The 14,889-nt window shown below is 63.1% G+C and carries 14 protein-coding genes and 1 pseudogene; 9 read left to right on the forward strand and 6 right to left on the reverse strand.

What is annotated here, in order from left to right; all coding sequences use genetic code 11:
- Nucleotides 1-96 precede the first annotated feature (96 nt).
- Genes NCS28_RS22255 through NCS28_RS22275 form a run of 5 tightly spaced genes read left to right on the forward strand, consistent with a single transcriptional unit; the run spans nucleotide 97 to nucleotide 5,346 of the window.
- Nucleotides 97-606: a MarR family winged helix-turn-helix transcriptional regulator gene (locus NCS28_RS22255; RefSeq protein ID WP_250515941.1), complete on the forward strand. Its 510-nt coding sequence runs from the start codon at nucleotides 97-99 to the stop codon at nucleotides 604-606.
- Between the two features lie 4 nt (nucleotides 607-610).
- Nucleotides 611-2,710, forward strand: coding sequence for an FUSC family protein (locus NCS28_RS22260; RefSeq protein WP_250515942.1), 2,100 nt, complete (start codon nucleotides 611-613; stop codon nucleotides 2,708-2,710).
- A gap of 34 nt (nucleotides 2,711-2,744) precedes the next feature.
- Nucleotides 2,745-2,954: a DUF1656 domain-containing protein gene (locus NCS28_RS22265; RefSeq protein ID WP_008348368.1), complete on the forward strand. Its 210-nt coding sequence runs from the start codon at nucleotides 2,745-2,747 to the stop codon at nucleotides 2,952-2,954.
- Complete coding sequence (locus NCS28_RS22270) at nucleotides 2,951-3,904, forward strand: efflux RND transporter periplasmic adaptor subunit (protein ID WP_250515943.1); 954 nt, start codon at nucleotides 2,951-2,953, stop codon at nucleotides 3,902-3,904. Before NCS28_RS22265 ends, NCS28_RS22270 begins: the two co-directional genes overlap by 4 nt.
- Complete coding sequence (locus NCS28_RS22275) at nucleotides 3,901-5,346, forward strand: efflux transporter outer membrane subunit (protein ID WP_250515944.1); 1,446 nt, start codon at nucleotides 3,901-3,903, stop codon at nucleotides 5,344-5,346. The genes NCS28_RS22270 and NCS28_RS22275 overlap by 4 nt, the downstream gene beginning before the upstream one ends.
- 195 nt (nucleotides 5,347-5,541) lie before the next feature.
- Here NCS28_RS22275 and NCS28_RS22280 read toward each other — a convergent pair.
- The 4 genes and pseudogenes from NCS28_RS22280 to glcC all read right to left on the reverse strand — a co-directional run.
- Nucleotides 5,542-6,051, reverse strand: a pseudogene (locus tag NCS28_RS22280) (tyrosine-protein phosphatase); the annotation flags it as partial.
- Nucleotides 6,032-6,541 (reverse strand): hypothetical protein, encoded by a 510-nt coding sequence (locus NCS28_RS22285; RefSeq protein WP_250515945.1) that lies wholly within the window; start codon nucleotides 6,539-6,541, stop codon nucleotides 6,032-6,034. The gene NCS28_RS22285 and the pseudogene NCS28_RS22280, both read right to left, overlap by 20 nt.
- Nucleotides 6,538-7,659, reverse strand: coding sequence for an MGDG synthase family glycosyltransferase (locus tag NCS28_RS22290; RefSeq protein ID WP_250515946.1), 1,122 nt, complete (start codon nucleotides 7,657-7,659; stop codon nucleotides 6,538-6,540). Before NCS28_RS22290 ends, NCS28_RS22285 begins: the two co-directional genes overlap by 4 nt.
- A gap of 131 nt (nucleotides 7,660-7,790) precedes the next feature.
- Nucleotides 7,791-8,552, reverse strand: coding sequence for a transcriptional regulator GlcC (glcC, locus tag NCS28_RS22295; RefSeq protein ID WP_250515947.1), 762 nt, complete (start codon nucleotides 8,550-8,552; stop codon nucleotides 7,791-7,793).
- 223 nt (nucleotides 8,553-8,775) lie between these two features.
- Here glcC and glcD point away from each other — a divergent pair, with 223 nt between their 5' ends.
- The 3 genes from glcD to glcF are packed head-to-tail and all read left to right on the forward strand — an operon-like array spanning nucleotide 8,776 to nucleotide 12,579.
- Complete coding sequence (glcD, locus tag NCS28_RS22300; protein ID WP_250515948.1) at nucleotides 8,776-10,275, forward strand: glycolate oxidase subunit GlcD; 1,500 nt, start codon at nucleotides 8,776-8,778, stop codon at nucleotides 10,273-10,275.
- Complete coding sequence (gene glcE, locus NCS28_RS22305; RefSeq protein WP_250515949.1) at nucleotides 10,275-11,342, forward strand: glycolate oxidase subunit GlcE; 1,068 nt, start codon at nucleotides 10,275-10,277, stop codon at nucleotides 11,340-11,342. The genes glcD and glcE overlap by 1 nt, the downstream gene beginning before the upstream one ends.
- A 19-nt stretch (nucleotides 11,343-11,361) precedes the next feature.
- Nucleotides 11,362-12,579, forward strand: coding sequence for a glycolate oxidase subunit GlcF (gene glcF / locus NCS28_RS22310; protein WP_250515950.1), 1,218 nt, complete (start codon nucleotides 11,362-11,364; stop codon nucleotides 12,577-12,579).
- A 5-nt stretch (nucleotides 12,580-12,584) separates the two neighbouring features.
- Here the strand turns inward: glcF and NCS28_RS22315 are convergent, their stop codons facing one another.
- A complete protein-coding gene (locus NCS28_RS22315; protein WP_250515951.1) occupies nucleotides 12,585-13,289 on the reverse strand; it encodes an FUSC family protein in 705 nt (234 codons plus the stop codon).
- A 138-nt stretch (nucleotides 13,290-13,427) separates the two neighbouring features.
- Here NCS28_RS22315 and NCS28_RS22320 point away from each other — a divergent pair, with 138 nt between their 5' ends.
- On the forward strand, nucleotides 13,428-14,402 hold the full coding sequence (locus NCS28_RS22320; RefSeq protein ID WP_250515952.1) for a cytochrome d ubiquinol oxidase subunit II: 975 nt from the start codon (nucleotides 13,428-13,430) through the stop codon (nucleotides 14,400-14,402).
- A 73-nt stretch (nucleotides 14,403-14,475) separates the two neighbouring features.
- On the opposite strand, the gene NCS28_RS22325 is transcribed toward NCS28_RS22320, so the two are convergent.
- Complete coding sequence (locus NCS28_RS22325) at nucleotides 14,476-14,853, reverse strand: DUF3331 domain-containing protein (protein ID WP_250515953.1); 378 nt, start codon at nucleotides 14,851-14,853, stop codon at nucleotides 14,476-14,478.
- Nucleotides 14,854-14,889 lie beyond the last annotated feature (36 nt).

The following is a 14,889-nucleotide window of genomic DNA, read 5'->3' on the forward strand; positions in this document are numbered from 1 at the left end:
AATTTGCGTGCCCGATGATCGTTTCTGCGCACGTCGACCGAAAAATCATAAGTCGATAGCATGCTAACGAATAAACATCTCGTATAATCCGGCCCCATGACCACCCTCGACATTTTGCGCCGCTCCGTGAGCAGCACGCTCGTGCTTGCCGCGCGACGCTGGCGTCGCACGAGCCACGGCGTGCTCGCCTCGTATGGCGTGTCGGAAGCATGCGCCGTGCCGCTTCTCACGGCGAACCGGCTCGGCGAGGCGGTGCGTCAGGTGACGCTCGCGGAGCATGTCGGCATCGAGGGGCCATCGCTCGTGCGTCTGCTCGATCAGCTTTGCGCGGCAGGCCTCGTGCGACGCGACGAAGATCCTGAAGACAAGCGCGCGAACACCATCACGCTCACGGAAGAAGGCCGCGCGGTCACCGCGCTTATGGAAGAGCGTCTCGTCACGCTGCGCGCGCGGCTTCTGAAGGGCGTGAGCCGAAAAGATCTCGAAACGACGCTGCGCGTGCTCCACGCATTCAGCGCGTCGCCGGATGCAAAGCTGCTCGCCGCGCTCGAAGCGCTCGACGACACCGCGAAGGCTGCCCGCTCGGCGGCGAAGCGCGGAGCATAGCGCCATGTCCTTTCCTTCCGCGCGCGAGTGGCTCTTTTCCGCCAAGACCTTCGCCGCCGCGATGATCGCGCTTTACATCGGCCTCGCGCTCGAATTGCCGCGTCCTTACTGGGCGATGGCGACCGTCTATATCGTGTCGAATCCGTTCGTCGGCGCAACGCGCTCGAAGGCGCTGTATCGCGCGCTCGGCACGATGATCGGCGCGGCGGGCGCGGTGCTGATCGTGCCGCCCTTCGTCGAATCGCCCTTTCTTTTCAGCGTGATCGTCGCCTTATGGACCGGCACGCTGCTCTATCTCTCCATGTTCGATCGCAGCGCGCGCAGCTATGTCTTTCTGCTCGCGGGCTACACGCTGCCGCTGATCGCACTGCCCGCCGTCACGAATCCGACCACCGTCTTCGATCTCGCCATCACCCGCACCGAAGAGATTCTGCTCGGCATCGTGGTGGCGAGCATCGTCGGCAGCGCGGTGTTTCCAAGCAGGCTCGCGCCGACGCTTATCGAACGAACGGACGCATGGTTTCGCGACGCCGCGTTCTATGCGTGCGAGACGCTCTCGGGACATATCGCGGGTGCATCGATTTCAGCGGCGCGGCAGCGGCTCGCGGTAACCGTCAACGGCCTCGAATTCCTGCTGAGCCAGTTGACCTACGATCACACGCGGCCCGATATCATCCGTCGCGCGCGTGCGTTGCAGGGCCGCATGCAGATCTTCCTGCCGCTGATTTCTTCGATGGCCGATCCGCTCATCGAATTGATCGACAAACACGGCGCGCATCCCGAAGGACTGGAACGGCTATTGAAGGATGTCGCCGCGTGGGTCGGCTCGCCGATGCCGGGCGCGCAGAAGAATGCCGAAGACGAGCGCGCGCCCGATGCGCTGCGCGAACGCATCCAGGCGATGCGTCCATCCGTCGAAGCATTGGCCAGCGCGGATGGCGCATTGCTCTCGAATGCGTTGTGGCGTCTCGGCCAGGTCATCGATGTATGGCAGGACATTCGCGCGCTCCGTGCGGCGATTCTCAACGAGACGAGCGAATGGCGTCCGCACTTCCGTCACTGGCGGCTCGGCGGCACGGCCCGCTTCTTCGATCGCGGCATGATGCTCTTTTCGACGGGCGTCGCGGTGAGCGCGATCATCGTCGCCTGCGCGCTGTGGATCGAATCCGGCTGGAACGACGGCGCCGGAGCCGTGACGCTCGCCGCCGTCGCGTGCTGTTTCTTCGCCGCGCTCGACGAGCCCGCGCCGCAAGTGTTCACGTTCTTTCTCGCGACCTGCATGAGCGTCGTGCTCGCCGGCCTGTATGTGTTCGCCGTGCTGCCACATGTGCACGATTTCCCGATGCTCGTGCTGATCTTCTCGGTGCCCTTTCTCATCATCGGCACGCTCATTCCGCAGCCGCGCTTCACGCTCGTTACGATGCTCACGGCGGTCAATACCGCGACGTTCATCAGCATTCAGAGCGCGTATGAAGCGAACTTCTTCGTGTTCATCAACAGCAATCTCGCGGGCGTCGCGGGCCTGCTCTTCGCGTTCATCTGGACGCGCATGACGCGTCCCTTCGGCGCGGAACTCGCCGCCGCGCGGCTCACGCGTTCGGCGTGGGCGGATATCGTGGTGAGCGCGTCGGCTGCGGAAGTCATTCAGGATCAGCGCGATCTCTACGCGCGCATGCTCGACCGGCTGATGCAACTCTTGCCGCGTCATGCCGCGACTGATTCGCATCGGCATCCGTCGATAGAAAGCTTTCGCGACTTCCGCGTCGCGTTGAACGCCCTGGATCTGCGCCGCACGCGCCGCAAACTACCGGCCGAACTGCAGACCTCGGTCGATGCCGTGCTCGATGCATTGCGGCGTTACTTCGAACTCTGCATCGCGCGCCGCACGCGACAGCCGGTGCCTGTCGAACTCATTCGCAGCATCGATGCGACGAGCGCGCAGGTCACGTCACGCGCGATCACGCAGTCGCAGGATGTAGTCGCGGAGAAGTGGCTGCGCGATACGCTGCATGCGCTCGTCGGCATGCGGCTGTCGCTGCATCCACCCGCGACGCAGACGCAACCCGGCACTGCGAACGGCGCGCCGCGCGAGGAGCCCGCATGATCTTCACCCTTGCTCTTTCATCGGAACGCCACACATGATCGGCGAAATCGACATCCTCGGCGTGTTCGTGCCCGCCGTGCTCGTGCTGATGTTCATCGCCTATCTTTTGAATCTGGCGATCCGCAACGTGCTCGCGCGCGTCGGCTTCTATCGCTTCGTGTGGCACCGTTCCATTTTCGATCTCGGCATCTATGTTCTGGTGCTGGGCGTTGTCGTCATCGTTTCGCAGCGGCTCATCTCGTGAAAAAAACCTGGTTCTCTCTCGGACAGATTCTGCTTACGCTCATCGTCGTCGCGATTGCGTGCGTCGTGTTGTGGAAGCTCGTCGATTACTACATGTTCGCGCCGTGGACCCGCGACGGTCACGTGCGCGCCGACGTGATTCAGGTTGCGCCCGACGTGTCCGGTCTCATCACCGATGTGAAGGTCGTCGACAATCAGCAGGTCAAGAAAGGCGATGTCCTCTTCGTGATTGATCAGGCGCGTTACACGCTCACGCTGCGCAACGCGCAAGCGACCGCACAGCAACGCCGTGCGACGCTCGATCAGGCGCGCCGCGAAGATGCGCGCAATCGCGCGCTCGGCAACCTCGTCGCGCGTGAAGTGGTCGAGGAAACGCATTCGCGCGTCGAGCAGGCGACCGCCGCGCTCGCCGATGCCGACGTCGCGATCGACACGGCGCGTCTCAATCTGCAACGCACGGAGATCCTCAGTCCCGTCGACGGTTATCTGAACGATCGTGCGCCGCGCGTCGGCGAATTCGTGTCGGCGGGACGCGCGGTGCTCTCGGTGGTGGACATGCATTCGTTTCGCGTCGATGGTTACTTCGAAGAAACGAAGCTCGGCGGCATCGATATCGGCCAGCCTGTCGATATCAAGGTAATGGGCGAGCCCGGCCTCTTGCGCGGACACGTGCAGAGCATCGTCGCGGCGATCGAGGATCGCGATCGTCAGCAAAGCGCGAGTCTCCTGCCGAACGTGAATCCGGCTTTTAGCTGGGTGCGTCTCGCGCAACGTATTCCGGTGCGTGTGACGCTCGATGAAATTCCGGCGGACTTTCGCATGATCGCGGGCCGCACCGCGACGGTGTCCGTGCGCGGCATCGGGCCGAAGATCGGCAAGCGCGCAGCTTCGGAGACGTCGCCTGCTTCCGCGCCTGCGCCGACTTCGAGTACTTCGGGCGCTTCGCAATGAAAGCGCTCGTCCTCGCTGCTTCGTCTGCCATCGTGCTCTTTGGCTGCACGACTGTCGGACCGAATTACTCGCTGCCCGATAACGCCGCGATCAACGCGCCTTACGCGAACGCGGCCATCGACGGAGTGGATCGCGCGCCCGTCACGCAAAGCGAAGTGCCTGCCAAATGGTGGCGTCTTTATGACGATCCCGTCGTCGATCAACTCGTGACCGCGGCGCTTGCATCGAACACCGATCTTCGCGTGGCCGCTGCGAATCTCGCACGCTCGCGCGCCGAAGTCGAATTCGCGAATCGGCAAGGCGGGTTCTCGGGCAAGACGTCGGCGGCGTTTCAGCGCGCGCAGGAATCGGCGGAGCAGTATCTGTTGACGGAGAAGATTCCCGTCGTCAATGAAGGCGCGCTCGAACTTTCCATTTCCTACGAGATCGATCTCTTCGGCAAGCTGAAGCGCGGCGTCGAAGCGGCGAACGCGGACGATGAGGCCGTCGAAGCCGCGCAAGACCTCGCCCGCGTCGCGGTGGTCGCGGACGTCGTGCGCGCGTATGTCGAAGCGTGCTCGGCGGGCGAAGAACTGGAGATCGCACAGAAGTCGCTTGGTTTGCAGAAGCAGCGCGTGACGCTCTCGCAACGTCTGCGCGACGCGGGCCGCGGCAATCAGTCGGAAGTCACGCGCGGACAGACTCAGGCCGACACGCTCGCCGCCGACATTCCGCGCTTCGTCGCGCGCCGCCGTGTCGCGCAGTATCAACTCGCGATGCTGCTCGCGCGCGCGCCTTCCGACTTGCCTAAAGCCGCGCTCAACTGCAAGAGGCTGCCGAAGCTGCGCGCGCCGATTCCTGTCGGCGATGGCGCGGCGCTGCTCAGGCGCCGCCCCGACGTGCGTCAGGCCGAGCGGCAACTCGCTTCATCGACGGCGCGCATCGGCGTTGCGACGGCGGCGTTGTATCCATCGGTGAGTCTCGGGGCGTCGGTGGGATCGGTCGGCGTCGTGGAAGACCTGTTCGGCGCGAATACGAATCGCTGGGCGTTCGGGCCGCTCATCAGCTGGAGCTTTCCGATCAACGGTCAACGCGCCCGCGTGCGTCAGGCCGAAGCGGCGACGGGCGGGGCGCTCGCACGTTTCGATGGCGTCGTGCTGAAGGCGCTGCAGGAGACGCAGAGCAGCCTCGCCACATATGCATCCGACACCACGCGCGCCGATGCATTGCGCACCGCGTATAAGTCGGCGATCGAATCGGCCGATGAAACGAACCGGCTGTATCGCGCGGGCCGAGAATCTTTCCTCAACGATCTCGATGCGACGCGCACATTGACAGGCGTTGCGGCGCAGGTCGCGGCCGCCGAGGGACAGGTCGCGATCGATCAGGTGAATCTCTTTCGCGCGCTCGGCGGAGGGTGGCAAACGGACGAAGCGGTTGCGCAGAATTCGAAGGGGAAATGAGGCGAGCGAGGATGGTGGTGCCGCTTCGGTCCGGCCTTCGCCGAGCGCGCGGTCAATCACATCACCCCCGCCCCGCCCCGCCCCGATCCCCACCTGCCGCCTCAACCGCTCGACATCGACCTCTTCGAGATAGCGTCTGATATTTCCCCAGACAGGATGGAACCCGAATCCGCCGTTCATCAATTCGTCCTCCGCCGCCTGTTTGCTCCACCCTTGATACACGACGCGATACAGCGCGGACACGAGCCCCGTGCGATCCGCCCCATGCTGGCAGTGGATCAATACCGGGCCATCGCGATTCACGTCGTGCAGCGCCTTGAGCGCGGTGATCATGTCTTCGTCGCGGATATTCCACGTATTGATCCGGATACGCTGCAACGCTATGCCCGTTCCAGCGAGCAAATCTTCATCCGAATGAAACGAACGAAAGCTCACGATCTTGCGGATGCCCAACGCGCGCAACTGCGGCAAGTCGCTCGCCGAAATCTGCGCGCTGCGATAAAGCGAAGGCGTGATGCGATGCAGGTTATCGACGTCCGTGAAGATCATCGGTTCGGCCCAGTTCAGCGGCCTTTCGACTGCCGTGTGCTTCGTTTGCGACGGTGCAAGCGCGCCTGTAGCAATCGATGCGATAGCACACGAAGCGACAGCCACACCCACACCATAGAACAGCCCGCTGAAGACTCTACGCATCGGCGATTTCATCCGATGCCGTATCACGCCGTCTCGATACAAAGAACAGCGCACACGCAGCCGCGCTCATCGTCCAGTAGTCGGTCGGAGCGAATGCGATCCAATGTTTGTGCCACGCGACATGATGCGGATCAAAGCGTGCAAGGCCATAAGCAGGATTCAGGACGAACCAAAGAAAGTCTTCGATGAGCCAGAACGCCATGATGCACGCGACGATACGCGCCTCGATGCGCCAGGACCATCGCGCGAAGAAAACCGCGGGCAAATGGAAACATAAGGCGACGAACGGAAAGACCCATGCGTGATATCCCGTCATCGGGCGGCCGCCCCAGAAGATATCGAGCAACCAATGATGTTCGATGCGCCACGTCGGCAGATTCGCAGCCCATCCCGCGCTTCCTTCGATCTGAATCTCGACATTCGCGAAGAAGAAGCTCAACAGCGCAATCCATGCGACAAGCGCGAGCGTGCGTGCGCCCGGCAAAAAGCGACGTGCCTTCATATCGCCTCCAGCACGGTGTCTAGCACGAAACGCCCGGCATGGGGCCGTGCGAGTGGTGCGATTCTGCGCCGCATATCGTCAAGTTTCGATGGATCCCGCAAGAGGCCGCGCACCCTGTATTCCAGTCCGACCGCATCGACGGCTTTCAGTGCGACGCCCTGTTCGAGCAGAAAATCCGCGTTGCGTTCTTCCTGGCCGGGAATCGGCGCATTCACGATCATCGGCAGATGCATCGCGAGGCATTCGGATGTCGTCAGACCGCCTGGCTTCGTGATGACGAGGTCGGAGCACGCCATCAGGCGCTCGACGTTCGGTGTGAAGCCCGACGCATGCAAGCGCCCCGGATAGCTCTCGCTCAGTTGACGCAACGCGCCGAGCATGGCCTCGTTTCGCCCCGCAAGGGCAATCAACTGGAAGTCGCCATCCATCCGGAGAAGCCGGGCGGCGAGCGTGTCTAGCGCGCCCAGTCCGGCGCCGCCGGACATCATGAGAAGCGTGCGTCGCTCGGGATCGAGACCGATCTCGGCAGCGCATGCCGCGCGTTCCCGCCGCTCGCTGAATGCAGGCATGATCGGGATTCCGCCCACACGTATCGACGACGATGGCAGCCCACGCTCGCTCATGCGCCACGCGACTTCGTCATTGGCGGCAAAGTACCCTTGCATGCCCGGCACGACCCACATGCGATGAAGATCGAAGTCCGTGACCTGCACCCATACGGGCTTGCACAGGTTGCCACGGCGAAGCTCACGCGACAGCAGTTCCGCCGGCAGGAAATGCGTGCAGATGATGGCATCGGCATCATGCCGCTCGATCTCGGCTTTGAGCGCGCGGCAATTCAGGCGTTCGACCGCGCGACGCAAGCGTTCGCCGAACGATCGCGGCGAAGCATTCTCCGTCTTTTGATAGAGATAACTCCAGAGCGCCGGCTGATGGGAAACGAGCTTGATATAGAAATCGGCGTATAGCGCCTTGAAACTCGTGGGCACGAAGTCCATGACATCGAGATGCACGGCCTCCACGCCCGCCGGATGAACCGCCGCGTAGGCGCAGAGCGCTTCGGCGGCGCGCACGTGGCCTGCGCCGGCGCTGACGCTGAGAATGAGAAGCTTCGGCATGGAGATGGACGTGGGCGGGAGTTCGATCAGGATGACGTTGCAATTTCGACCCGATCATAGCCGCATTGATGCGCCCCATGCGCTGACGCATCGATTTTCACAATTCCATCGATACGCAAGCAGTCCCGCTTCTACGCCCATCCCTCCAGCCTCAGCGTCGAGCGCACCAAGCGCTCTTCTTCCTGCTCGATCTCCGCGAGACTCTCACGCACGCTTTTCACATGCATACTCGCCGCGCGGCGCGCCTGCTCCGGCAGCTTGCCGGTCACCGCGTTGTACAGGCGCGCATGTTGTCGATCGATCTGCCGCTTCTGCGGCTCGCGATGATAGAGATTGTTCACCGATGCAAAGACCGCGCTCAGCATCAGATCGTTCAACATGCCGAGCGTATGCACGAGCACCGGATTGTGCGACGCCTCGCAAATCGCGAGATGAAACGCGTGATCGAGCCGCGCGTGCGTCGATGCATCGGTGTCATGGGTATCGGCGGCGACGAGTTCTTCGTAGCGACGCCGGATCATGATGTGATCGGCCTGCGTGCCGCGCAATGCAGCAAGCCGCGCCGCCTCCGCTTCGAGCATCTCGCGCACTTCCAGCAGGTCGTAAAGCGTGCGCGGTTGCGATCCGAGCAGATGCATCATCGGCGACTGCGCTGGCTCTGCTGTCAGCCTCGCGACGAACGAGCCCTTGCCTTGCGAAGTCTCGATCAGTCCTCTCGCCCGCAGAATCTTCAGCCCTTCGCGTAGCGCCGTGCGCGAGACGCCGAGCTTCTCCGTCAGCCGCCGCTCAGACGGCAGCGTCTGCCCGACTTTCAACACCCCATCGACGATCAAGGCCTCGATGCGTTCGACGACCACGTCCGCGAGCTTCCGCTTGCTTTCTGCTTCATTCATCGCATCCACCACTGGTATTACCACTAAAAAATCGGATCCATGTGCCGGACAGTTCATTCTCCGTTGGCTATTTATAGCTTACTTCCGATCACTTCGCTTGAAATCCATGCCTCGCAAAAACTGGTAATACCAGCGGGAAAACCATCGACATAGTGTCGCAGACCCGGAAGAATCGCCACAAAGCACACGTGGGCACGAACCCGCGCCCCACAGGAGACACCGCATGACCTACGCCTATGACGAAAGGCTCGACGGGCCGCTCGCCGATCACGACAAAGCCGCGATCGTGCGCGATCTGCAAGCGCTGCTTCCCGATCTGCAATTGCTGCACGCGAAGGAAGACCTGCGTCCCTTCGAATGCGATGGCCTCTCCGCCTATCGCATCACGCCGATGCTCGTCGCACTGCCCGGCACCATCGACGAGGTTCAGACGCTGCTCAAGTATGCGAACGCGCATGGCGTGCCGGTGGTTGCGCGCGGCGCGGGCACGGGTCTCTCGGGCGGCGCGCTGCCGCTCGAAAAGGGCATCCTGCTCGTGATGTCGCGCTTCAATCGCATTCTCGACATCGACGCGCAAGCCTGCATCGCACGCGTGCAACCCGGCGTGCGCAATCTCGCGATCTCGCAGGCCGCCGCGCCGCACGGCCTCTACTACGCGCCCGATCCTTCGTCGCAGATCGCGTGCTCGATCGGCGGCAATGTCGCGGAAAACGCGGGGGGCGTGCATTGCCTCAAGTACGGGCTGACCGTCCATAACATTCTTCGCGTGGAGATCGTGACGATCGACGGCGAACGTCTCACGCTCGGCTCCGAAGCGCTCGATGCGCCCGGCTTCGATCTGCTCGCCCTCATCACAGGTTCAGAAGGCATGCTGGGCGTCGTGGTAGAAGTGACCGTCAAGTTGTTGACGAAGCCGCAGAGCGCAAAGGTGCTGCTCGCGAGCTTCGACGACATCGAGAAAGCCGGCGACGCCGTCGCGCAGATCATCGCGGCAGGCGTGATCCCCGGCGGCCTCGAAATGATGGACAACCTCGCGATTCGCGCCGCCGAAGACTTCATTCACGCAGGCTATCCCGTGGATGCAGAAGCGCTGCTGTTATGCGAAGTCGATGGCGCGGAATCCGATGTCGCCGAAGACTGTGCACGCGTCGAAGCATTGCTGCGCACGGCGGGCGCAACGGACATTCGCCTCGCCGCGAACGAGGCGGAACGTCAGCGCTTCTGGGCGGGCCGCAAGAACGCGTTTCCGGCGGTGGGCCGCATCTCGCCCGATTACTACTGCATGGACGGCACGATTCCGCGCCGCGAGTTGTCGCGCGTGCTGCGTGGTATCGCGGATCTGTCGGTGGAATATGGGCTGCGCGTCGCCAACGTGTTCCATGCGGGCGACGGCAACATGCATCCGCTCATTCTCTTCGATGCCAACGCGCCCGGCGAAATGGACCGAGCCGAAGCGATCGGCGCGCGCATTCTGGAATTGTGCGTCGAAGTGGGCGGCAGCATTACGGGCGAGCATGGCGTCGGCCGCGAGAAGATCAATCAAATGTGCGCGCAGTTCAACAGCGACGAACTCACGTTCTTTCATGCCGTGAAAGCCGCATTCGATCCTTCGGGGCTGCTGAATCCCGGCAAGAACGTGCCCACGCTGCATCGCTGCGCCGAGTTCGGCTCGATGCATGTGCATCACGGCGCGTTGCCTCATCCCGAACTGGAGCGCTTCTGATGCGACGCGACCTCATCTCCATCGACGACAGCGCGCGACTCGTCGATCAGGTGCAAAGCGCAATCGCGCACAAGCGGCCGCTGCGTATCCGCGGCGGCGACAGCAAGGCGCATCTCGGCCGGCCCGTGCAAGGCGACGAGATCGACACGCGCTCGCATCGCGGCATCGTGAGTTATGACCCGAGCGAACTCGTCATCACGGCGCGCGCGGGCACGCCGATGGCCGAGTTGAACGCGATACTCGACGAAGCCGGCCAGATGCTGCCGTGCGAGCCGCCGAGCTTCGATGGAACCGCGACCATCGGCGGTGTCGTGGCAACGGGATTGTCGGGTCCGCGCCGGCCGTGGGCCGGTTCCGTGCGCGACTTCGTGCTCGGCTGTCGCGTCGTGACGGGTGAAGGCAAGCATCTGCGTTTCGGCGGGCAAGTGATGAAGAACGTCGCCGGTTACGACGTGTCGCGTTTGATGAGCGGCAGCTTCGGCTGTCTCGGGCTCATCACCGAAGTGTCGTTGAAAGTGCTGCCGAAGCCGCGTGAAACGCGGTGTCTGTCGCTCGCGCTCGAAACGAGCGAGGCGATGCGCGAGCTCGCTTCATGGCGCAGGGCGGCATTGCCCGTGAGCGGCGCATGTCAGGTCGACGGCCGCCTGCATGTGCGCCTCGAAGGCGGCGCGGGCTCGGTGCGTGCGGCGGTGGATCGCATCGGCGGAGAACATCTCGACGCAGCGTTCTGGACCGATCTGAGCGAACATCGTCTGCCCTTCTTCAGCGACGAACGCCCGCTCTGGCGACTGTCCCTGCCGAACGATACGCCGCTCATCGACATGCCCGGCGCGGTGATGCTCGACTGGGGCGGCGCGCAACGCTGGCTCAGGAGCGATGCAAGCGCCGATGTCGTTCGCGGCATCGCGAGCGCGGCAGGCGGACACGCGACATGCTTCGCGCCTGGCGTCGCAGCCGACCCGTTTCACCCGCTTGCCGCACCGCTCATGCGCTTTCATCGGCAGCTGAAGCAACGCCTCGATCCGCACGGCGTGTTCAATCCCGGCCGGATGTACGCCGACTACTGACGTTATCGAAGGCATCGACATGCAAACGAATCTCAGCGAGGAAGCCAGAACGCTCGCACGCGCGAACGAAGCCGAAGACATCTTGCGTTCGTGCGTGCATTGCGGCTTCTGCAATGCCACGTGCCCGACATATCAATTGCTCGGCAACGAGCTGGACGGTCCGCGCGGACGCATCTATCTGATCAAGCAGATGCTCGAAGGCGAGCCTGTGACCGAAAAGACGCAGTTGCATCTGGACCGCTGCCTCACGTGCCGCAATTGCGAAACGACCTGCCCTTCGGGGGTCACGTATCACGCGTTGCTCGATATCGGCCGGGCGGAACTGGAGCGTCGCGTGCCGCGTCCCGCACGCGAGCGCATGTTGCGCAATGGCTTGCGTCATGTGATATCGCGCCCTGTCGTGTTCGACGCGCTTCTGAAAGCGGGCCGTATCGCGCGTCCGTTGATGCCGGCCGCGCTGCGCCGGAAGATTCCCGCGAAGACCATCGCGGCCAAGTCGCGGCCCGCCGCTCGTCACACGCGCCGCGTGCTGATGCTCGAAGGCTGCGTGCAGCCCTCCCTGTCGCCGAACACCAACGCGGCAACGGCTCGCGTGCTCGATCGTCTCGGCATCAGCGTGATCGATGCGCCCCGCGCGGGTTGCTGCGGTGCGACCGACTATCACCTCAACGCGCAGGAAGCGGGACTGATGCGCGCGCGGCGCAATATCGACGCATGGTGGCCCGCGATCGAAGCGGGCGCGGAAGCGATCGTGCAGACCGCGAGCGGCTGCGGCGCGTTCATCAAGGAATACGGTCACCTGCTGCGCGACGATCCGCACTACGCGGCCAAAGCAGCGCGCGTGAGCGAACTGGCGCGCGATCTCGTTGAAGTGTTGAATGCGGAGCCGCTCCATGCGCTCATGCAAACGGAGCGACCCCGCATTGCGTTTCATTGTCCCTGCACGCTGCAACATGCGCAGAAGCTCGGCGGCGCAGTGGAAGCAATCCTCACGCGTCTCGGCTACGACCTCACCGCCGTGCCCGATGCGCATCTGTGTTGCGGCTCGGCGGGCACTTACTCGATCACGCAGCCCGAACTATCGATGCAACTTCGCGACCGCAAGATGGATGCGCTCGAAAGCGGCGCGCCCGAGATGATCGTCACGGCGAACATCGGCTGTCAGACGCATCTCGCGGGAGCGGGACGCACCGGCGTGCGTCACTGGATCGAACTGGTGGAAGACGCGATGCAATAGCGCGTTCATGTCTGAAGAAGCACTTCGCGATCGAGCAGCACGCTGCGCATGAAATGCAGGCGTGCAAGCATCCGGCGCATCGGTACGACCTCGTGAGTCGCGTGACCCATTGGGTCGATCATGGCCAACGCTTCTGCGACTTGTCTGTCGATCGCACGAATGCTCTCGTCGCGATTCGCTTTCGACGGCGCATCGAACAGCGTCGTGAGTCGCTGCATCGTCGCTTCGGTCGATGCGCGCCACTCCCCGTGCACGATGCGAATCGCTTCCGCATCGCGGCTCTCGATCCGCAAGTCGATCGACGCGTGACCCAGCTCCAGCACGACGAGAATCCACGACAATGCCTCCCGATACTGCGGGCCCGGCTGCGGCAGCAGCGCACGAATTTGCGCGACGAGGTCATGCGTGCCCGACTGGAATATCTCCTTCAGGTCTTCGAGCGGCGCGGCGCATGTCAGATCGATCTGACGACGCAGGTCGCGGATGAGCGCCGAGACACGCCACGGCTTCTCTACGGGAAACACGAACCCACACGCAACCGCGCAAGCGAGCATCGCCAACGTCAGCGCGATGCCGTTGTTGAGCAACGGCTCCGGTGCATAACGGATAACGCGATCGGGTCCGCCAAGGATGCAGAAGAAGATGCAGAAGCTGAGGCCGAAGCCCGTGAACTTCGGGCGTGTCGCGAGAAACGCGCCGAGTCCGAGCATGGCGATGTTCTTCGCGTTCCATGTCGTATTGCTCGTCACGTTCTTCGTGCTCGCGCGGCGCTGGCTGCGTGCCGGGCCCGATCTCACCATCATGCCGCCCGCCAAGATCGGCGGTTACCGACCTTTGGAGCTCGACTCATGAATAGCGCTGTTCACACGATGCTCGCCGATACCTGGTTCGGCCTGATCGGCTTGATGCTGGTCTTCTATGTCGTCACCGATGGCTTCGATCTCGGCGTCGGCATCCTCACTCTCTTTCGCCGCAATTCGTCGGATCGCGACGTGATGGTTCAATCGATCGGCCATGTGTGGGACGCGAACGAAACGTGGCTCGTCGTGCTGGGTGGCGCGCTTTTCGGCGCGTTTCCGGCGGCCTATGCGCTCTTGATGGAGCATCTTTATCTGCCCGTCATGGCGCTCATCGCGGGATTGATCATGCGCGGCGCGGCGATCGAGTTCCGCCATAGCGTCGATCATGGGCCGCTGTGGGACAAGGTGTTCGGTATCGGCAGTCTCGTGGCGGCGCTATCGCAAGGCGTCGTGCTCGGCAAGGTGCTCACGGGTCTCGCGCCGGGCATGGCGGCGCTCGCGTTCATCGTCGTTGCGGCGATCGGTGTGGTCGCGGGATATTGTCTGCTCGGCGCGACATGTCTCGTCAAGAAGACTTCGGGCATGATCGAACAATGGGCGCGGCGCATCTCACTGCTGAGCGCGATGTTCACCGTGGTCGCCGCGGCGTTGCTCACGCTCGCGACGTGGTTCTCCAGCGATATCGGTCACGCGCGCTGGACGCATCCGGCCGTGATGCATGTGCTGTTCGCGCTCGGCTTTGCTTCGATGATCGCGTTCGCGTTCATCATGGCGTCGCTCTATCTCGGCAGTTCGAACGGGCCGTTCCGCGCGTCGGTGGCGCTCTTCGTGATCTCGTTCTCGGGCCTTGCGATCAGCCTGTTCCCCGATTTCATTCCGGGCAAGCTCGGCATACTCGAAGCCGCATCCGATGCGCCGACGCTCGCGTTCATGCTCATTGGCATCGGCCTCGTGTTTCCGGTGATGATCGGCTACGACCTTTACCAGTACCACATCTTTCGCGGCAAGCTCGCGGGCGAATAGCCGATGGTTCGAGGCGACGCGCATAACAAAACACCGCCTCGTGGGCGGTGCTTCTATGTGCAACGTGGACGAGTCATAACGGCGTCGCCTGATCCAGCACCGACGCCAGAATCATCGCGCCCGCATTACCCGGAACCGGCCGCGGATTCGGTCCGTACACGTAATCGCCTGGACGGATCTCGCGGCCACTCATCGCGCATACGCCCGCGGTGCGCGCGCGCATCGCACGCCACACCTGATCGCCGTAGCAGCAGCGCGTCGAATCGCGCCATTCGATCGTCGCCGTCGTGGTCGACGGACGCTCGATCAGCTTTACGGTGACGCGGCGCTCGCCCGTTTGCGCGAAGGGATGACTTGTGAACGGCGCGTCGAAGCTCACGCCGTCATTGAGCGACGTCAATTGAAAGATCGTTTGCGCCCACGGATCGAGCGCGATTGCAGCTTCAGCCATGTCCGGCTCCTTATCGAAGAGTGTCGTGAGTCGATC

The organism is Caballeronia sp. INDeC2, from assembly GCF_023631325.1.
In the GTDB taxonomy this organism is placed as follows: Bacteria; Pseudomonadota; Gammaproteobacteria; order Burkholderiales; family Burkholderiaceae; genus Caballeronia.